Source organism: Paenibacillus phytorum, assembly GCF_013141715.1.
Lineage (GTDB): Bacteria > Bacillota > Bacilli > Paenibacillales > NBRC-103111 > Paenibacillus_E > Paenibacillus_E phytorum.
This window is the reverse complement of record NZ_WHOA01000198.1, coordinates 38,147-59,692: the sequence shown is the minus strand read 5'-3', so window position 1 is coordinate 59,692 and position 21,546 is coordinate 38,147. Positions and strand designations below refer to the sequence as shown.

The following is a 21,546-nucleotide window of genomic DNA, read 5'->3' as shown; positions in this document are numbered from 1 at the left end:
TGCCGGACAGGTTCGGAGCGAGCTGGTTAGTCAGTATGACGTATTCCCTACGCTGCTGGACTACGTGGGGCTCTCCAATCCTGAAAAGGATCGCTTGCCTGGCCGCAGCTTCGATGAACTGCTGCGGGGAGAAGCGGGCGTCGGACGCGAGGATATCGTCATTTATGACGAATACGGACCGGTCCGGATGATCCGCACCCGGGAATGGAAATACGTTCACCGCTATCCGTACGGGCCGCACGAGCTTTATGACCTGCGGAATGACCCGAACGAGGAAGCCAATCGCATAGATGATGCCGAGTGCCAAGAGGAACTGGAAGCGCTGCGGTATCGGCTCGGGGAGTGGTTTGGGAAATACGTGATCCCCGAAAAGGATGGCCGAACTGCACCCGTTACAGGATTTGGGCAGCTGAGCCCGTTGGCTCCGGGCGTAACGGAAGGCGGAGCCTTTAAGCCGTTTGAGAAATAGCAAGAAGGGGACGGTTCCCGGCCGTCCTTCGTCATATCCATACACTTTTTTCACGGCATTCGCCCTGTTGAGGATGAGCCGTGGAAGCAGCCAGCTTTCAATTTTCGCAGCAGATAGTAAAGAAAGTGCACAGTTAGGTAGAATTTAAATACACTCAATAAGTCTACTGTTTTTTATAATAAGATTAGATATTCAGGATATTCAGTTATTGACGGAGGGTTATCCGTACGAAAGTAATTAAATGAAATTAAAGGAGAAATTGGGATGTCAGGGAATGCGAGATGGATGAAAGAAGCGAAGCATTTTGGCGTGATGGTTCATTATTTAAGTCACACACAGCCTAGGTCTGGCGAGCATGAACAGGATTTTAATCGAATGATCGATAAATTTGACATGGAAACATTCATGGAACAATTTAACCACATAGGTGCTAATTGGATAATTTTTACATTAGGACAAAACACCGGGTATTATTGCTCTTACAATAAGTATCTTGAAAGTTTAGCTCCAGGCTGCTGTTCAAGACGCGATCTCGCGCTCGAGCTTGCGGTCCGAGTGAAAGAATCAGGCAACAAGTTTATTGCATATCTGCCTACTGAAGTGGACGCCAACGTTGAAAAAATGCGAGAAGCTTTTGGTTGGGATCTTCATCCCACTGATAAAAGTGAATTTATGAAGAAGTACATGCTGTTTGTCAAGGAGTATTCCGATAAATTTGGGCGTTTGGCAGATGGCTGGTGGTTTGACGGTTGCTATAACGCCTCTGAAAAATCTTTTCTAAGAACCCGGGAATGGGATAACACCCGCTTTGAGCGGGATTTATGGTTTGCGGCAGTAAGATCAGGAAATCCCGAAGCTGCCATTTCGATGTGTCCGGGTGCGAACTCAATGAACTATGTATTTGATATAGAGGATTTCCTGGCTGGCGAGGTAGATTTTGGGACGTATCCTCCTTATGAGCTTCCAGCTGGCATGCAGCCGCATGTACTTTTCTGGCTTGATTGCTCTTGGGGGCATTGGGATGCACCTGGCGAGATTGTTCCGCCCAAGGTTTCGGAAGATGAACTTTACGAATATATCGTTGCCTGCAAGTTGAGAGGTGCAGCTGTAACGATTAACATCGGCATTTACGAGGATGGTTCGATGGCCGAGAAATCCGTTGAGATGCTGCATCGAGTATCGAAACGGTTGGACGAAAGGAAATAGGCATTTTAATGATAAAACATGATGACGCAAGAAATATTTGGGTGCTTGAAGGAGATAACATTTCCTATGCGCTAGGACTAAGTGAGTTAGGCACTATCAATCATATTTATTTTGGAGATAAGCTTCCGCGCATGACTGATTACCCTAATGCGAATATCATATCAGAATACCCCTATACTGTTGGAAGTGAATTAAGCGAAGAGGAATATATGGGGTGGGGGAAAGCTTGAGATCTCACATAACACACTTTTGCTATTGTTAAAAGATACGCATTATGACTTAGAAGTAAAGTTATATTACAAAATAATCGCGGATTGTGATCTCATTGAAAGGTATTGTGAGATTATAAACCGAGGTGAGGCTAATGTGACATTGGAACAAGCATTGACCTGCTCCATATACCTGCCAAGGGAGAAGGATTATAGACTTACTTATCTTGCAGGACGTTGGCCTGCTGAGACGCAATTGAGTCGTGTCATGCTTCCGGATACGAAGCTTGTCCTTGAGAGCAGACGAGAGTTTTTGTGTTCTTACACTCGAATAACTTTGCCAATGAACTTCCAAGGATTCGTTTGCAGGGCCTTGATGAATTGACGTTGTATCAAGTTGAAGGCACCGAGCAACCTCTCAGTGGAAAGGCATTAATGAAAGTAGGAATTAAGGTTAATCTTAAAGGTGATTTTCAAAGTGAAATTATTCGCATTCAAAAGTTAATTTATGAAAGGGATTAGTAGTAGATGAATCATAAGATGCTGTATGAAAAGATGCTTCAAGCGCCTAGAAACGGCGGTTTTAGAATGGAAGGCTATTGGGTTTGGTGCGGCTCTGTTATAAAGGGCGAAGACAACAGATATCATATGTTTGCCTCAAGATGGTCCAAAGACCTGCCTATGCATCCAGGCTGGCTTCTTGCATCAGAGATTGTACGTGCTGTTTCAGATGCCCCAGAGGGCCCCTACCAATTTGAAGAAGTTGTTTTGCCTTCAAGAGGGGCGGAATACTGGGATGGAAGAAGTACCCATAATCCGCAAATTGTTAAACATCAGGATACGTATATTTTATACTATATGGGGTCAACCCACCCATTCAAGGATTTTTCATTAGATGAACAACTTGACTTAAATGATCCAAGAGTTATAGTAGCACGTTCCAATAAGCGGATTGGGATTGCCACTTCCAAAAGTTTATCGGGCCCATGGGAGAGACTGGACAGCCCTATTTTGCAGCCAAGACCAAGCAAGTTTGACAACTTTTTTACTTCCAATCCAGCGCCATGCGTTCATGAAGACGGTTCAGTGCTGCTTGTTTACAAAACTAGAACCTACAAGTCAAGGCCGTATCCGACTTTTTTGCATAGCTTTCAAATGTCTTTTGGAGTTGCGCGTGCTAGTCATTATATGGGGCCTTATAAGGCTTTATCGGAAGAGACTATTTTTCCTTCTGAGAAATTCAATTTGGAGGATCCTTTTATTTATCAAGTGCCTGGCGGCTATGAAATGATAGCCAAGGATATGACAGGCAATATTTGCGGGGAGTACCACGGAGGGATTATCGCAAGGTCTAAAGACGGCGTGAAATGGGAAGCGCTTGAAGGACAAAAATCATATACGCGAATGATAAAGTGGGATGATGGAGCGGAACAGGTGATGGGAAGCCTTGAAAGACCATTTATCTTATTTGAAGATAATGAGCCTACCCATATGTTTTTTGCGACAGCAGATGGTCCTGGCGAATTTACTAACGCTGTGAATACCTGGAACATGGTTATCCCTTTGAAACGGAATTAATTTGCTGCAGGTGATATCTGGGAGCAGCCCATGCAACGATGCATGGGCTTAATTGGCGATTAGTTGATCGCTTGTAGATCACTTATCTATGAATTTTTAAAAATAGTAGATATTTTGCACACTCCGGTAAAATTCACACCTCGTAGTTTATTTTCATTTCAATTATCATAAAAATCAATCCAATGCACTCGGAAGATACCATACAAAGAGCGGCAATGGGGTTGTTACCATCGAATAGAGAATCGCACGTTTCCTAGGTGCTAATTGATATGAGAGAAACGTGACACAAATGGATAAGGGGTGAGTGTGAGTGGCAGTGAATGTAAACATGAACAGGGAAGAGGTGCACCGAAAGTTTCGTAAAAGATCCTTTTGGACGAATCAGCGAAGAGAATCAGCAGTAGGATTATTGTTCGTTACACCGGAATTTCTGGGGATTCTATTACTCGGTGTTTTCCCACTGTTTTTTTCGCTATATTTGAGTTTTACGGAATGGAACCTGGTGGGTGGCGTCAAGGCCATTCATTTCATCGGATTGGATAACTATAAAGCTTTGCTGCATGATAAAAAGTTATTCCTCTCTCTTAAAAACAATGCGCTGTTTACCATAGTGACCGTTCCAATGGGAATGGCTCTTGGATTTATACTTGCAGTTATAATCAATTCCGCAGTATACCTGAAGGAATATTTCAAAGTTGTATTTTTCATTCCTTATATTGCTACGGGAGTTGCAGTCGCAACAGTTTTCACGGCTTTGTTCCATCCTTCGAACGGTCCGGTCAATCATTTGCTTATGAGCCTTGGAGTATCTGATCCGCCTAAATGGCTGGGAAGCACCGATTATGCGCTCTGGGCCATTATTATTGTAGCGATCTGGATGCAGCTCGGTTATAACATTGTCATCTATATGGCAGGTTTGACGAATATTTCGGAAGACATATACGAATCGGCGCAGATTGACGGGGCTTCATGGATACAGAGATTAACGAAAATTACCTTGCCGTTACTTGGCCCGACCACGTTCTTTCTCAGCATCACATCGATAGTCGCTTCATTCAAGGTATTCGACCTGATTGCTTTCTTGACGGAAGGCGGTCCGAATAATTCTACAAATGTGCTTGTGTATTATATTTACGAAGAAGGTTTCAAAAATTTCAGAATGGGCTATGCATCTGCCCTGTCATGGGTCTTGTTTCTGATTATTGCCATTGTTACTTCCGTCACCTGGCGAATTCAGAAAAAACAATTTTAAAGGATGGAGACACGATGAGTACAAAAATAATGACAAAGAGCATTATAACTGTGTGTATAGGATTGATATCTCTTCTATTCATATCACCATTAATATGGATGCTTTCTGCGGCATCCAAAATTGAAAAAGATGTTATGACTTATCCGATTCAATGGATTCCACAAAACTGGAATTTCATTGAGAACTTCAAAACGGTATGGATGGGAAGCATTCCCTTTGGTCAGAATTATTTTAACTCCTTGAAGATTTCAATTATAATGACGTTACTTACTCTACTGTTCTCATCAATGGCGGGCTTTTCATTTGCGAAACTTAATTTTCCTTACAAAAATCTGATGTTCATCTTGCTATTGTCGTTTTATCTCGTTCCATCTGAGTCCACACTGGTGCCTCGATTTATTATGATCAAATGGCTTGGCATATACGACACTCATGCGGCTTTGATTCTGATGGGGGCGTTTTCGATAGCCTTGACCTTCTTAATGAGACAGTTCATGCTTAGTATTCACCATGAATATTTGGAAGCGGCTAAGATAGATGGAGCAGGGTATTTGCGGATTTACTGGCAGATCGTTCTGCCTATGGCGAAGCCAATTGTAGCCACGGTCGGCATCTTGAAATTTTTGTGGACTTGGAACGACTATCAAAATCCGCTTATCTTCTTGATGAATCGTAAATTATTTACAATACCACTAGGCATGGGGGCTTTCAAAGATGAGTATGCGACCAGCTACGCCGTTACGATGATGGCTTCAGTTTCAGCGATTATTCCACTTGTGATCATTTTTATTATCTTGCAGAAACAGGTGATCAACGGAATTGCCGGCGGCGGGGTTAAAGGATAATAAACAATTAAAGTGCACAACCTGATCAAAATAGTGCACACAGCAAAATGAATGAACCGTATACAATGGACTCAGTAACAAATCCATTTATATTCATAGGGGGAACAAACATGAAAGTCTTAAAAATGATGTTAGTGTCAGGGCTTACTGTCTCGATGTTGGCTGGCTGTGGAAGCAAGCCAGAGGCACCTAAAGCAGGCAGCGCAGCAGCGACTTCTGCCGCAACCACTGCCAATCCAGTAACGATCAAGTACTATAACTGGGCTACCGGTCCATCTATTGAACAGATCAATCAAATCATTGCCAACTTCGAGAAGAAGAATCCGAATATTCATGTAGAGAACGTACAACTGGTGAATAACGGAAACTCCCTCGAATTTTACAAGAAGCTGGACCTTATGGCTGCATCCGGAGAAGCCATCGACGTGGCTGATTTCTCTAATGTCGATTTTGTAACTGAAAGGGCTTCCCGAGGTGTATTGCAGCCGCTTGATGAATATCTCAATAAAGACGGGATTAAAGTTGACGATACGTATTACATGACGCCGAAATATCAAAATAAGGTATATGGGTTAGAGAATAGCAGTCAACTATGGTTGGTCGCAATCAACAAAGATGCTTTGGACGCTGCCAAATTGCCTGTGCCAACATGGGGCTGGACTTGGGATGATTTCCGCGACTATGCGAAGAAGATGACCAAAGGTAGCGGAGATACTAAGCAATATGGAGCTTTCTTCCATACTTGGGGCGAATATGCGAACATGACGGCCTATACCGAGCTGCCTCATCCATATTTGAAGAAGGACCAAACACCTGTGTTCGGCGACGAATCGTTCAAAACTTTCTTCAATCTTCGTCGTGCAATGGAGAAGGACGACCAATCTGTCAAACCTTACTCGGATATTATTGGAGGAAAACTGCGTTACGATTCCGAGTTCCTGGGCGGCAAGGCAGCCATGATTCCAACTGCTAACTTTGTTGTGAATTTGATCAAGGATACCAACAAATTCCCGCATACGTTCAAAACAGTATTCGCACCGATGCCTGTCTCCTCAAAAAGTGTAGAGATCGGAACATCCAATCTCGGCGGCGGTTTTATGAGCATAGGGCAAAGCTCGAAGCATAAGCAAGAATCTTACGAATTTATCAAATATGTTACGTAGCAAATGGATGTCATTCGCGATTTACCAGGCTTGAAATCGGCGGATAAAGATAAAGTAATCAAGGCTCTAGTCGGTGATAAAGCGGATTTGATTGATGTTGATTCACTCTCTGCAACGATGTTCGACAAGAGAATTAAATCCGTCTATGATCCGAACTATTCCACACCTTATTCCAGCCAATTAAAACCGGTATTAGAAAACGGACTGAGCACATTCCTGCTTGATAAATTGACCCCAGAAGCAGCGCAAAAACAAATGATTGACGAGGCTAATAAAATTATTCAACAAAATAAAAAATAAGTTTAAGGGCGGCCGTAAGGCTGCCCTTCTGCATTCTCAAATACCCGTGAATCTATGGTATATTAAATCAAAGAAAATGGGGAATTGGAGAGGACTAGCATGAATTGGCTAATGAGATTTTCATTTTACAGAAAAACCCAACTTTCGTTTTCTATTCTAATTCTGCTTCCGCTCGTTTTCGTTTCTATACTGTCTTATTTTCTAATCAAAGGCGTGGTCATTGACAAGGTGCACGCTTCGAACCAGAATGTGGTTGATGTTATTTCATCCGACTTGAACAAAAATGTGGAGGACATCATTTACGCCTCTTATTTATTCAGCAACAAGGGCAGCAGCTTGTTTAGCGATTTGCTTGCCTTTAAGGATGTTCAGAAACTGAACAATTCCAAAGACTACTTTACCAATAAACGAATATCCGAGTTTCTGGATATGTCGTTCTCGAAAACTTCGGGGCTTAATGCTCAAGTGTTTTTTGTAAACAAAAGCCATTTTGTTATTTATGCTACCAACAATTCACTGGACTATCCGGATTTAACCCGCTGGTTATCCGAAGTAAACAAAACGGAATTGAACAAGAATGTGGGACCGATTCCAATTCGGTGGATGGAAGTTGATCATTTGAAGCAGAGTTACAGTTCTGAGACGGAATCTTATTATTTTGCAGTGAAGGTGATCAGTGATCCCGATAACGGGGAGATACTCGGAACGTTGTATGTCGGTATACCCCATGAATACTTTGCGCGCACGTTTGTTAGAGGGGGGACTGGTCAATTCCAGCTGTATACCACCGAAGGCGAGCTGATTTACCAATATCCGAACGAAGCCGCTTTGCCGGACCGAAAGCATGAGTTGGAAGTGCAGAGTAATATCCAAAAAGTAGGGTGGAAGCTCGTTTACAGGTTCTCTTCTCAAGAGATTACGGCTGAGATTTCGAGGATGTTCAGCATATATGCGATCATTCTGTCTATGTGTATTCTTTCTTTTTTAATTATCTCGGTTTTCATTGCCAGAACGCTTCATACTCCTTTGAACAAGCTTCGAAAAACAGCGGAACAATTCGGCGACGGCAATAGACTTGTTCGCTTTCCTGTAAGCGGCAAAGATGAAGTGGCTGTGCTTGGTTTGGCCTTTAACCGTATGCTTGAGCAGATCAATCTACTCATTGCGGAAGTCGAGCAGGAGCAGGAAGAGAAGCGAATTATTGAACTCGACGCGCTATTCTCGCAAATTCGGCCTCATTTTCTGCTGAATACGTTGAATTCGATCAAGTGCAATTTGGCGTCAGAAGGAGACTCTGTCAATAGCAGGCAAATTAATGCTTTAATGAGTTTGCTGAGGGCTTATATGCGTGTAAACGAACCATGCTATCTTAAACAGGAATGCAAGCTCCTTGTAGATTATGTGGAAATTATGCAGATGCGAAATGATATGCGGCTGCAGCTTCATATCGATCTCGTAGAAGAACTGGAGGATATAGAGGTGCCGCGTCTCGTGCTTCAACCGCTGGTAGAGAATGCAATTGTCCACGGGTTTTCAGAGATTCCTGAACATGCTTCCATTTGGGTCAGCGCTGAACAAAGTGATGGAGATTGCCGCATCGAAGTAAAAGACAACGGAACGGGAATGAATGAAACAGAAATGAAAGAGTTGCTAAAAAGAGTGCTGCAATCCAAGACGGAACCGCAGGCTTCGAATCAACGGATCGGACTAGCCAATGTATATAACAGGCTTAGGCTGACCTACGGCACCAAAGTTAATATGGACATTCAATCCAATGAGTTTGGCGGCGTATCGATCATTCTTCATTTTCCGAGAATATAGAGAGGATAATTGGAAAGGAGAGCAACAATGATTAAAGTAATGCTTGTTGATGACGATGTCCCGATGTTCAAATATTTGCACAAACTGATCCCATGGAATGAAATGGGCTTGCAAATTACGGCGACCGCCCAATCGGGAGCCAAAGCTTTGCAAATGTTTCAAGAAACGGAGCCGCATCTGGTTATTACCGATATCGGTATGCCCAAGATGGACGGCATCGAGCTTGCGGATCGGCTGAAGCAGATGAACCCTGATGTGAGGATCATTTTTCTGACCTGTCACGAGGATTTTCATTATGCAAAGGAAGCCGTCAAACTAAAGGCAGATGATTATTTAATCAAAGACGAATTGACCGCCGATTCGCTCAAACAAAGCGTCGAAAAAGCAGTCAGGCTCATTGGTTTCATGCGGGATAGAAGCGAAAATATATCTTATCGTGAGGAAGTGGATAGAAACCGCGATTTGCTGAAGCGATCATTCTGGAAGCAGATCGTCGCCGAGGATTACTCGGAAGTGACTTTGAGTTCAGGGAGGAAACTCGGAATCGATTGGAAGGACCTGCATTTTATGCTGGGACTCATCCACATTGATTATTCTTCTCTGCTTCGGTGTTACGACTTGAAGGATGAGCAGCTTATATATTATGCGATATATAACATTGCCCAGGAGCTAGCCGAAAGCCTGAAGGGAGTTACTGTTTTTGCACATGAGGGACTAGAGTTATATTTCGTGATGAATTATCAACGAAATCTGGTTGTTAATGCTCATGAAACTTTTCGCCGTTTTGCAGCTGATTTGCAGAGCAAGGCCGAAGCGTACTTAAAGGTCTGCACCTATTTTGTAAACAGCTATGAGTTTCAGGGACTGAAGGAGATCGGCAATACACTCGGAGAGCTGAAATTGTATAACAGCAGTCTCTATTACGAAAAGGCATCATTCCATACGATGCCCTCTAGTCATTCCCGTTCCTTTATGAATGTCTTTGATCCCAGCGGGGAGAGCTTCAAAGAAACACTGCTACAAGCCTATCGCGATAAAGATATAGATGCCATCTCAGATATCATAGATAACGTTGCAAAACAGACTGCGGCCGACCAGTCTTCGCCCTCTTCCTTAATCGCTCAATTGTCGCAGTGGGTACGATTATTAGAGTACGATTCCGGATACGACAAGGATCATGCCTTGTTTCATTCCGGCTTAGAAAGAACTGTGCGACTTCAGGAAACCTTGCAGAGTGTAAAGGGGCGGATTAAAACAATCCTGTTCGAGAATTCCTCTGATGAATTATCGGGAATTGACAAACACAAGCTGCAAATGATCGACCGCTATATTATGGAGCATCTGTCCGAAAATATTTCTTTGGTTTCTATTGCTAACCATTTATACCTGAATCCGAGTTATTTCTCAAGGTACTTCAAGAAAATGAGCGGAGTCAACTTCACCGATTACGTACATCATTCTAAGATGAAAATCGCGCTTCAGTTGTTAAAGAACAGAGAGATGACGATTGAAATGATCGCCGCCAAGCTTGGTTATTCAGACCGCACGTATTTCTCGAAGGTATTCAAGAAATACAACGGAATAAGCCCGGTCGACTATAAGGGGAAATATGGGAAGTTATGATCCGTGGCCAATGAGATCGACATTGGAAATAGAACGTTGCGAACGAACCCGCAAGACATACTTTGGCTCCGGTAATTCAATCGATTGTACAAGGATTTACCAATTCCGGATGCTGAACGCAGCGATTTAAACAAAGCAAGATACAAAGATGGATTCCTATCTAATGATAACCAACCAAGGGATCAAGCGCCATTTTAATAGAGTGCGTCAGAAAGATCGCAGAAAATCCTTTGGGGTATACATCCCACAAGGATTTTTTCTTTTAAAACGCTTGTCGTTATCATTAAAGGGAATCAAGGCCATGCATATGATTAGGAAAGGGCAGTCCGAACATAATTCGACTGCCCTCTAACTTATCCAATGATGTGGCGCTACTACTCTTTAACATTTTTATTTTTGCAATACAACCCACTATTTAATTTATTAGTAGTGGTCTACAAAAGCGCTTTGTCTTAAACAGAAAGTAGTGAAATTGCACATTCAGGTAAAAATTAAGCATACCTGCAGAGTACTTTACTGTTTATACTGTGACTAGTTGTTCATTATATCGGGAGGAGGAATCTAATGATCAAACAAATGACACGAAATTATCTTTATTGGAAAAATACAGTTTGATTAAGCGCTCTCCACTACAATCAATTGAACTAAATCAAATTATTACGACTTGGGGGGATCTCGTGTGAAAATTGGAAAAAAAATCATGATTGTTTTTTTATCGATATTGCTAATAACATCCGCAGTTCCTGTGTTTGCTAAAGGCTTAGTAGCGGCCCAAGGGGAGCCTGTACTGATCACCGGAGATTTCACAAGCGTTGACTTTAATGTAAGCGCTCCTGCGGTTGCGAATGGCACATATACGTTGGATACAAAATTGTTGGGAACTGTTGCAACGACAGCGGGCAAAAATTTGGCTGGACTTGTCGCAGATGGAACCGGTTCGAGCTTGTTTTTTTTGGAAGCGGATACAGCCAGTGTCGGTTCGTATAAAGCCGGCATTAATAAGACGGACCGGTTCGGTATACAAACTAGATTGAAATTCAATAATACGAATTCGCAAAGAAATGTCTTCCAGATGAAGAGCATGACCCCGCCTTCAGGTACGCCTGCTTGGCCATCATTGCTTGTTTTTGATCAGAATGGAAATATCAAAGATTCCAAAGGGAATGTGCTTGGTCCCTATACAGCGGATCAGTGGTACGACATCGTTGTCGAAGTGGATACGCCAAACCATTGGTATAGTATCTGGATCAACGGAACGCTGAGGATCAACCAACAGGATTTGGGCAATTGGATTGGTCTATATCAAAATAATATCACGCAAATTACAAATGCAAGTAAGACGGCAAGCCGGACGATGATCGCATACTTGAAAGCGGGTTCAATCGTTCCTCCGCTCCAAGACATTATTGTTTCCGATATATCTGTAGATAAAGGAAAAGGATCCATTTTAACCATCAAGACGCTTCCCGACCCGGCCTATGTGGAAAGTGTAATCTGGACATCCTCGGACCCAAGTATCGCAAAAGTGGTTGGCAACGGACTGCTCGCGCTGAATACGGGAGTGGCAACGATTACCGCGACGGAAACAGCAAGCGGACTGAGCAGGTCTTTCCAGGTTACTGTGCAAGAACCGGCTCATGCGTGGAACTCGCACGCTATCGACGGAGGGGATCTGGCAGCGGTTCTTACGTCAGCGTCTCGGAGCGAGCTTACTTATAGTGTAGGCCAAATCATGACGCTGAACTCTGAGCTTCAAACATATTTGGATATGAATGAAAGTGATTTCATCCAGGAGGTTAAAGCGGCATCAGCCAAAATTTCAATTCCGGATATTCATACCAAGTTTGAAAAATATGCAAGGCTATTTGCTCAGCTTTATAAGCTCACCAATGACCCCAAATATGCAAGGAAAGCCGCTATCATCCTTTATTATCAGGCGCTGGATTATCCTCGCATTGTGGTCAATAAAAACTATACCGACTTCTGGGGAGGAAATTATGAATTCCCGCAGGACGCGGTCTACGCTTATGGCACGCTTATTGACTTAAGTATATGGGGTGAGCTAGACCCTGCGATCTCCTCTGCAGAGGTTAAGCAAACGATCGAGGAGCTTTGGCTCAAACCTGGTGCCTACGAGAATATCAGACTCGTCAACAGCATGCCTTTGAACAATATCACGCCATACGGTACCCGATCCTCTGCTGTAACGGGCATGCTTCTAACTGACCCCGATCTGATCCGGGAAGCGATTGATCTCAATGACCGACTTCTTAGCGGGACCTATTATTTCTCCGACGGCATGTGGGGAGAAGAAACGACCAGCTATGGAGATCAGGTATCCGGTAATGTGAAAACGATGGTGGATGTGTTGAAAAACTGGACGGATCCACAAGACTATGTGGATACCAAATTGGGTCTCAAACTGGATAAGACGGATCTGAGCTCAAGATGGCCACTGCTGTCAATGTCTACTAATTTTAGTTCCGACAAGCTGATCTATCCGGATGGCAAAGCCATTCCAATCAGTGATACGTATGGTAAAACCGGAGATCCGCAAGCATTGCCGATTGTCGACAAAGGATTGAAAAACATCGAATTGCCGGGCTTAGGCTATTATGGACTGTTCCAGGGAGATCTAACTGAAGCTACCCATGCCGGGTTGTTGTATCAGCCTACAGACCTTGGCTTCGCAGGCGGTCATACGCATTCGAACTTCTTATCCCTTGATCTGTGGGGAGCCGGAGTTGAAATGCTGCCATATACAGGCTATCTGAATAGAACTAGCTACGGCGATGGAAGCGGGGCTACCTTACGATATCCTTCGATGCGGCCGCTCTGGAGAAATATGCCGTGGGTATGGAGACAGGACGGAGCGAATACGGCATCAACTGGTGCATGGACAAAGCCTTCATTATTGGCTTACGATTCCGGGGCGTCGAACAGCAAACAGGTGCAGCTGGTTGAAGCTTCCGATCCAGGACCAGATGGAAAAGGCGCAGCTATGAACCGCAGATTAATCATGCTTGTCAATCTGGGCGGGAACAGCAACTACACCTTTGACTTGACTCGAATGCAAGGCGGCCAGGCGCATGAAATCTATCAACGCGGCTCGGAATTGGAAAACATGGACGTTCAGGTGCAAGACGTTCAGCTCGCAGATACGGGAAAAGCCAACTTGCAGGACTACTTGACTAGCATTAACAGTACTGCAGGATTGTCTACCGATAGAAATCAACTGTTGAAGCCGCAAGCCGGATCCGGAAATAACAGCTTCTCCTTTACTTGGACAGGAAAGCAAACAGGCGCGTCCCTCCGTACATTCATGAATGGGGTTGGCGGCTCGGATGTATTTTTATCGCTGATTCCAACCGGCAGAAGAACGACAACGAAAGCTGAAGAATCCAAGTATGTGACGTCTCACCTTGCTAGAAGACACATTGTATCGGACAGCAGCCAAATTACACAGTATGGTTCTGTGTATGAAATGTTCAAACAAGGTCAAACAGGACAGGTAAGCAGTGTTGTTTGGGTAAAACCAGACGATGCGGATCCAATGACGAACTTTGCCGTTGTAAGAAGCAATAACTACGTAGACATTATTTATACAAGCGGCGATATGAAAGAACGCAATTACAACGGCATCACCTTTGCAGGAAATATTGCCGTTGCGAGAACTGACGCCGTAACTGGAAATCTTGTATATTCCTATGTTAACGGCCCAGGTAAAGTGGCAATGCAAGCTGCAAATACAGTCGGCTATGGCACGCAACAACTGGAGATCACAGCAACAACGACGGCTTCCACGAATACGGCGCTTGACCCGGCCGTAAGAGGTAACACGATTACCGTAAATGGAAAATTCTCGAATCCGAATGCATTAGTAGGACAGAGAATCCAAACGAAATTCGGTGATGGATCGGGATACGGGCTGAAAGTGGAAAGCGTCACCGAGCTTACTGATTCCACGGTGCTTACTGTTGAAAGTTACAATCCTTTCCGCGTGACGGATCAAGGTGTGGATACGTTATTCTTTCCAGAACTATCTATTCCAGGAAAGGTTTACGTTGTGTTCAATCAACCGAAATTTACGTCAGATTTTACGCCTCCCGTTACGACCGATAACGCGCCAGCCGGATGGGTCAACCAATACACGACCGTCTCTTTGAACGCCGTTGATGTCGGCTCGGGAGTAGCGGCTACGTATTACACCGTAGACGGCGGCGCACAGCAAAGCGGCAATACGGTTTTGTTTAATACGGAGGGAGTCCATAAGCTTGTTTATTGGAGCGTGGATAATGCAGGCAACTTGGAACAGGCGCATACGGTTACTTTCAGTATAGACAAGACGCCGCCTGTAACGACGGCGGTTGTAACGCCTTTACAACCGGACGGACTGAACGGATGGTATGTGCATCCGGTTACGGTAAGCCTGAACGCGTATGATGCTTTGTCCGGTGCTGCTAAGACTGAATACAGTCTAGATGACAGGGCTACTTGGCAAAGGTATACGGCCCCGGTAACGTTGAATCAAGACAGCAAGTACACATTGAGTTATCGTTCAACAGACATCGCCGGGAATGTTGAAACTGCCAAAACAATCAGTTTCAACCTGGATACGATTGCGCCAACAATTACTATATCCGAAGTGGTGTATGGTACATTTAACGATTCCGGGAGCATAACTCCAGTTATTTCGCTGGTTGATAATTTGTCCGGGGTTGATAACACCAAGACAACGGTCATGTTGGATGCAAATACGTTACAACAAGGGGCGACAATTCCCTTGTATACGTTACAGCTTGGTCTTCATACACTCGTTGTATCTACGAGTGACCTAGCCGGCAATCAAGGAAGTGAAACCGTTCGCTTTCAGACTGTAGCCAGCATCGATTCCTTAAAAACATTGGTGACGCACTTTGCCGATTCCAATTTGATTGATAATGCTGGAATCGCCAATAGTCTGCAGGCAAAATTGGCAAAAACCAATTTGAAGAGTTTTGTGAATGAGGTGCAGGCGCAAAGCGGGAAGCACATTTCTAGTGAAGCTGCGAAATATTTGCTGCGGGACGCTGAATCTATTTTGTTACAAAAATAGTGCATTCATGACTTAATGCGGGTAATAGAGCTTGCGATGCATGATTCGCGAGCTCTTGCCCGTTTTACATTTTTAATGCTAGTAAAGCAGGAAGTAGGGGAATTGCACATTCAGGCAAAAATGTATCACACCTCTAATGCCCATTGCTAATTACACTATGACTAATTAGTACTCGTGAGGTGAATTCCTATGATTGAAGGAAAAACTTGAATATTATAGCCTGGACTACCGTTGATTGATTAATCTGGCACTCTCCTCTATTTTCAATCGAAGTAAATCAAACTACCAAGTCATGGAGGAATTATGTGTGAAAATTGGAAAACAAGTAATGCTTGTCTTATTATCGATGTTGCTAGTGGCCTTGATATTTCCCGTTTGTGGAAGTAGTCTAGCAGCGGTGCAAAGGGATCCAAGTATTGTCTCAGGGACTTCACAAATGTTGATTTTAATGCAAGCGCTCCCACGGTTACAAATGGCACCTATACACTGGATACCAAATTATTGGGGACTGTTGCTACAACAATGGGTAATAATTTGGCGGGACTCGTCGATGACGGTGCTGGCTCTAAGTTGTTTTTTTTGGAAGCGAATACAGCTTGTCACACACCATCCCAATTAACCACATGTGAGGTGCATTTTCATGTATACAGCTTGATTTAATTCTGCGTATCATGAAAAAAATGTATATATACCTCAGAAAAGAAGGGTGCAATAAACACAATGCTATATGTTCGGTCAAAATGGATTACATAACTTGAAGGTGGGGAAAGAGATAGTAGAAATTCCGTGCTATACAAGGGAATCATGCGCTATAATCCTTATGGAACGTGGGTTTACAGGGTAAATTGGAATTCTGCACATGCAGAAAATAATGTATATATACGTCAAAATAGCGTTGTACTAATATGGAAAATGTAATTGTTAAGCGTTTACATTCGGTTGATGTGCTAGAAGTTATTACATGCCACTTGTTACACAATTTGGAATAATTAGAAAGGAGTGGTGATAACGCATTCGTGATAACGCTTTCATTCTGGTGGTAAAAGCGGAGTCAGCTAAGCTCACGTTTCGGAATTGGAGAACGTATTTTTAAAGATACGCCAGACTGTACACTCAGCTACACAAGCTGACGAATGACCCTAATTGTGCAAGAGGGCCTCCGCAGGAGAATACAGTACCCACATAAGGACAAAGGATCCTGAGCAGATTCGGAAACGGATCTGGATACGGACTGAAAGAGATTTTACGACAAGGACTTTTTTACAAATGGAGGAGGATCAATAAATGAAGAAAAATTGGAAGGCCATTATGGGAACGGTTGTATCGATCGCGGTGCTGATAGCATGCAACCTACAGCAGGCGACCGCGGCAGGGTTCGATAACTCAGGATATCAACTTGTCTTTGAGGATGAATTCAACGGAGCGGCAGGCTCAAGCATGGATACATCCAAATGGGATTACCGCTATCTCGGACCGCGCAATGATTCCATCAACACCAAGGATGCGGTCGTTCTTGATGGTAGCGGAAATCTTTTGGTGAAAGCATACACCGAGAACAACACTCATTATACCGGTATGATCAGGAGCAAGAATATGTGGAAATACGGTAAATTCGAGGCTCGTATCAAATTTAACACCAGTCCGGGGCAATGGTCGGCCTTCTGGCTGCAGTCGCCAACCTATGGACAAATCATTGGCGATCCGTCCAATTCCGGTGTGGAGATGGATATTATTGAACATCGCAATGTAACAAGTAACGGCACAAACGTATCGTCCAAAGGGATGAACAACATTCACTGGGACGGCTATGGCGCTTATCACAAGTCGCAAAGCAGCGTGTTATGGGAAGGAGATACGGGAACTGGTTACCATACATATGCAGTGGAGTGGTCCCCAACCGGGACGAACTATTATTTTGACGGTGTGCTGAAATGGTCAACATTAGCGGCTGTATCCAACGTTCCGGAATATATTATTCTGAGCACGGAGGTTAAAAATAATGGTTGGGCAGGCAATATTCCGACGGGCGGCTACGGCTCCTCGAGCAGCAGCACTTCAGATATGACCGTTGATTATGTCCGGGTATATCAGAAGGATTTAACACCGCCTGTTACGACGGATAACGCCCCTGCCGGATGGGTTAATCAGGATACAACCGTCACCTTGAACGCCGTTGATGACAGCTCAGTAGTAGCGGCTACGTATTACACCGTAGACGGCGGCGCACAGCAAAGCGGCAATGCGATTACATTGAAGACGGAGGGAGTCCATACGCTTGTTTATTGGAGCGTCGATAACGCAGGCAACGTGGAACAGGCCCATTCGGCAACCGTTAGCATCGACAAGACTGCGCCGACGGTGCTGGTGTCTGTTCCGGTTGAAGACGGCACTTTTGAAAATTCCATTGATCTGACGCCGCAGTTTACGCTGAATGATATTCTGTCGGGTATCGATGACGGTAAGACGACGGTGACACTGGATACGATTTCTTACACGACCGGAGACGCGATTCCGCTATATAAATTGCCGCTCGGGGTGCATACACTTGTTATTGATTCAAGCGATTTGGCGGGTAACCAGGGAAGCCAAAGCGTCACGATTCGGACGGTGGCCTCTGTCGATTCCTTGAATGCATTGGTGACACGCTTTACTGACAATAAGTGGATCGACAATGCCGGTGTTGCAAATAGTCTTCTTGAAAAATTGGCCGAAAACAATTTCTACAGCTTTGTGAATGAGGTTCATGCGCAAAACGGGAAGCATATTTCAAGCGAAGCGGCGACCTATTTACTGCGAGATGCTGAATATGTATTGTCGAAAAAGTAGAGCAGTGTATTTAATGTTGCCCATAGTTCTTCCTTGGGAAGGACTATGGGCAATCATAAAAACCCTTATGGAACAGGACTGCATGAAATGTAGATATACCTCAGAAAAGAAAGGTGCAATAAACACAATGCTTGGAACGTGGGTAATAAAAACAGGATGAGTGAGATTTGCTGTTCGATTATGCGGACAAACGGTGTTCACTCGGAAAGGTGGTCGGTTATGGCACGTCCGGTTGGTCGTTATACAGTGATACTTAGTTTGGGAGTGAGTTTGGCCGTCACGTCTTTGCCTATTGCGAATGCGGATTTCAATTTGCGAGCTGAGGCGTCCTCAGCTGATTCCGCAGTCTTGAAAACAGCGTCAAACGTTATCGGAAAATGGTCCAGTGCGGATGTTAAGCATCCTATTCCGTTTACCGTCAAGGAGAACGGGAATGAGGTTGCAGCCATTACGAAAATGTTCGCTTCCTTCCAGAAGCCCAACGAGAATGACGCCAAAATCATGCAAGGCATTGCCCCGATCATGGCGATGACGGAAGAGGACCTAATTGAAGCAGCCAGGAAGAACGCCGAAACCCGTACTCGAATTGACATTCACCCCGAGTACGAGACGATGGTTAGCCGGATGGCTCAAATGTATGGCAAAACGGGTGATGAGCAGTATGCAAGACGGGCTATTCTCGTCATGCAGCAATTTGCCCAAGGTTACGGAGCTGTTCCGAAATCGGTAAATATCCAGTTCCATTCCTATAAGGACATCATACCGATCCAGTGCGTTTACGCCTACGATCTGATTTATAATTCGGAACAGTGGAAGACTCTTTCATCCGAGGTCGGCGGTGACATTCGGTCGTCGATCGAAGACTGGTTCCGAGAAGCAGCCATGGACATGTACAATCTTGGGAATGAAGCTTACCTCAGCAATATCGTTCCTTACGGGCTCCGCAATGTATTGGGGACGGCGGTCATCCTGAACGATCCCGATATGATTCGTCTATTTATTCCTTGGTTCGAAAAGTTGTTGTCCGGAACCTATTTTCACGCGGATGGCATGTGGCATGAAGGGACGATCAGCTACCACAATCAGGTTGTCGGCAATATCGTTGCGGCTCTCGATTTGTTGAAACTCACCTATTCGGATCCGAAAGGATACGTCGACAAGAAGCTGGGCTTAAAGCTCGATCACACTGATTTAAGCCCCATGTGGTCGCTTCTGGAGAAAGCGAAACAAATCCCAACGATACTGCAGTTTCCGGACGGTAGACCGATTGCTCTTAACGATGCCGATGCCAACACGAATAACAAATCCGCGGCTGATCCGATCAAGAACCTGAATAACATCGAGCTATGGCACTTCGGGCATATTGCGCTGACAGCCGGGGATAGGGACGATGCGACTCAAGTGAATCTCAGCTTTAATCCGCTGGCGGAAGGTACTCCTTATTCTGGAGGGCATTACCATGCGAACAACCTAGGATTGATTCTATGGGGAGCCGGTATGGAAATGCTGCCCGATTCCGGTTACATGCGCTCCGGTCCGACCCGCTTTTTCCATATGGATGCGGTTGATCACAATGTCGGCTGGGTATGGTCTAAAGATGCGAGCAACTACAAGAGCAGAGCGTCGCAGCCGACACGTGCATCGATGCTGGCGTACGACCCGGGGACGCTGTCCGGGAAACGGGTGCAGTTGATCGAAGCTTCCTCGCCTGGGCCGGAAGGCGATCTGGCCGAAGTCAAGCGCCGTCAGCTGATGCTTGTTCAAATTGATGGCAACCGCTCATATGTCGTCGACCTGCAACGACTGAAAGGCGGTCAGGCGCATGAGCTATATTTGCGCTCCGAGGAGGACGAAGCGTCGCAAGTTTCAACGCCAATGGAGCTGGTGCAGCATCCGGGCGAGACGACGGAAGGTTATTTGAAAAGCATCGGCAAGGAGGAAGGGTTACCCGACTACCGGAACCTGATGACAAATCCGCAGGTTGGCAACGGTTCAGCGGATTTCCAATTCACTTCGATCGGTTCGACAAGCGGTTCTTCGATTCGCGCCTATATGAACGGGATTCCGGATAGCGAGGTTATTTTCTCGGAAGTACCGACAATGCGCAGAACGGGTGGAGACGCGAAGAAAGCTTTCGATTTCCCGGGCTGGCATTTGTACCGCCGTCATATTGTGAATCCGGAGACGGTCACGCGCTACGGAGCTGTTTACGAAACGTGGAGAAGCAGTCTGCAGCCGATGGTGCAATCGGTTCAGTGGAAAGAGACGGCGCCGGCGGATCCGATGAGCAGTGCGATTGTCGTTCAGGCCGGGTCATACGAGGATATTATCTATATCAGCGACGATACGGCAACACGCGAAGCGGAGGGTTTCCGATTTGCAGGCAAGACGGCCTTAGTGCGCAGAGACAAGGCGACTGGAAAGCCGATTTGGGCTTATCTTTACGGTGAAGGCCAAATTGAAGGGGAAGGCGTATCGGTTAAAGGGGCTGCGGACCTAAGATTTAAAGCAGTGGATGCTAAAGGCTCCAATAAGGACAAGTCCGAAAGCAAAATCCGAATAGACGGCTTGATACCAAACGATCCTTCTATGAAAGACCTTTGGCTGCAAATGACATTCGGCGACCAATCGGGTTACGGCATGAAAATTGCCGACGCACAAGGCAGTATGATTCGTGTGCAGGATCGCCCTCCCTTCGAGTTGACGGAGCAGGGAGCGAAGATGCTTTTCTATCCGAACGTTCAAGACCAAACCGGCGCGCTGTTAAGTGGCCAAAACAACCTAAATGTGGAAAAGCGGCAGCCTAGAATCATTCCTGGGGATGTTTGGGTCGAAATTCGCAAACCAAACTTTTTCATTCTTGAGTAAATAGTCGTTGATTCCGCCGCCAAACAGGCGAATATCAAAATCTCGCATTTCCGATTTGGCGATCTGGCATATGTACCTGCTGACAGAGCTGTGATAAAAGTGAATAGTGAAAACGGTTACTATATGAGACTGACATCTTGCGGACGTGAACGAAAAACATGTTACAGCAAATCGAAACAGCCATAGTCCTTCCTTGGGAAGGACTATGGGCAATCATAATACAATAAACAAAATGCTATATGTTTGGTCAAAATGGATTACATAACTTGAAGGTGGGGAAAGAGACAGTAG

15 protein-coding genes are annotated in these 21,546 nt (G+C 44.9%); all 15 read left to right on the top strand.

The window, feature by feature from the left end; translation table 11 throughout:
• Positions 1 to 469: sulfatase/phosphatase domain-containing protein (locus GC098_RS28650; RefSeq protein ID WP_171646637.1), on the top strand; the 469-nt coding region annotated here is incomplete at its 5' end.
• Between the two features lie 264 nt (positions 470 to 733).
• Complete coding sequence (locus GC098_RS28645; RefSeq protein WP_171646635.1) at positions 734 to 1,675, top strand: alpha-L-fucosidase; 942 nt, start codon at positions 734 to 736, stop codon at positions 1,673 to 1,675.
• 8 nt (positions 1,676 to 1,683) lie between these two features.
• Positions 1,684 to 1,905: a hypothetical protein gene (locus GC098_RS28640; protein WP_171646633.1), complete on the top strand. Its 222-nt coding sequence runs from the start codon at positions 1,684 to 1,686 to the stop codon at positions 1,903 to 1,905.
• Positions 1,906 to 1,924: 19 nt separating this feature from the next.
• Positions 1,925 to 2,269 (top strand): glycoside hydrolase family 36 N-terminal domain-containing protein, encoded by a 345-nt coding sequence (locus tag GC098_RS41765; RefSeq protein ID WP_376773969.1) that lies wholly within the window; start codon positions 1,925 to 1,927, stop codon positions 2,267 to 2,269.
• The gene (locus GC098_RS28630) at positions 2,200 to 2,406 is read left to right on the top strand and encodes a GH36 C-terminal domain-containing protein (protein WP_171646629.1); all 207 of its coding nucleotides are present in this window, start codon (positions 2,200 to 2,202) and stop codon (positions 2,404 to 2,406) included. The genes GC098_RS41765 and GC098_RS28630 overlap by 70 nt, the downstream gene beginning before the upstream one ends.
• Positions 2,407 to 2,412: 6 nt before the next feature.
• Positions 2,413 to 3,462, top strand: coding sequence for a glycoside hydrolase family protein (locus tag GC098_RS28625; RefSeq protein ID WP_246359024.1), 1,050 nt, complete (start codon positions 2,413 to 2,415; stop codon positions 3,460 to 3,462).
• A 328-nt stretch (positions 3,463 to 3,790) separates the two neighbouring features.
• On the top strand, positions 3,791 to 4,714 hold the full coding sequence (locus tag GC098_RS28620; RefSeq protein ID WP_171646641.1) for a carbohydrate ABC transporter permease: 924 nt from the start codon (positions 3,791 to 3,793) through the stop codon (positions 4,712 to 4,714).
• Positions 4,715 to 4,728: 14 nt separating this feature from the next.
• Positions 4,729 to 5,559 (top strand): carbohydrate ABC transporter permease, encoded by an 831-nt coding sequence (locus GC098_RS28615; RefSeq protein ID WP_171646627.1) that lies wholly within the window; start codon positions 4,729 to 4,731, stop codon positions 5,557 to 5,559.
• A 110-nt stretch (positions 5,560 to 5,669) separates the two neighbouring features.
• Complete coding sequence (locus GC098_RS28610) at positions 5,670 to 6,722, top strand: ABC transporter substrate-binding protein (protein WP_171646625.1); 1,053 nt, start codon at positions 5,670 to 5,672, stop codon at positions 6,720 to 6,722.
• Positions 6,723 to 6,725: 3 nt separating this feature from the next.
• Positions 6,726 to 7,022 (top strand): hypothetical protein, encoded by a 297-nt coding sequence (locus tag GC098_RS28605; protein ID WP_171646623.1) that lies wholly within the window; start codon positions 6,726 to 6,728, stop codon positions 7,020 to 7,022.
• Between the two features lie 99 nt (positions 7,023 to 7,121).
• Positions 7,122 to 8,843, top strand: a complete 1,722-nt coding sequence (locus tag GC098_RS28600) for a cache domain-containing sensor histidine kinase (protein WP_171646621.1) — start codon at positions 7,122 to 7,124, stop codon at positions 8,841 to 8,843.
• Between the two features lie 27 nt (positions 8,844 to 8,870).
• Positions 8,871 to 10,466, top strand: coding sequence for a response regulator transcription factor (locus tag GC098_RS28595; protein ID WP_171646619.1), 1,596 nt, complete (start codon positions 8,871 to 8,873; stop codon positions 10,464 to 10,466).
• A gap of 679 nt (positions 10,467 to 11,145) precedes the next feature.
• Positions 11,146 to 15,561: an OmpL47-type beta-barrel domain-containing protein gene (locus GC098_RS28590; protein ID WP_171646617.1), complete on the top strand. Its 4,416-nt coding sequence runs from the start codon at positions 11,146 to 11,148 to the stop codon at positions 15,559 to 15,561.
• A gap of 1,284 nt (positions 15,562 to 16,845) precedes the next feature.
• Positions 16,846 to 18,387: a glycoside hydrolase family 16 protein gene (locus GC098_RS28585; RefSeq protein WP_171646615.1), complete on the top strand. Its 1,542-nt coding sequence runs from the start codon at positions 16,846 to 16,848 to the stop codon at positions 18,385 to 18,387.
• Between the two features lie 219 nt (positions 18,388 to 18,606).
• Complete coding sequence (locus GC098_RS28580) at positions 18,607 to 21,255, top strand: alginate lyase family protein (RefSeq protein WP_171646613.1); 2,649 nt, start codon at positions 18,607 to 18,609, stop codon at positions 21,253 to 21,255.
• Positions 21,256 to 21,546 lie beyond the last annotated feature (291 nt).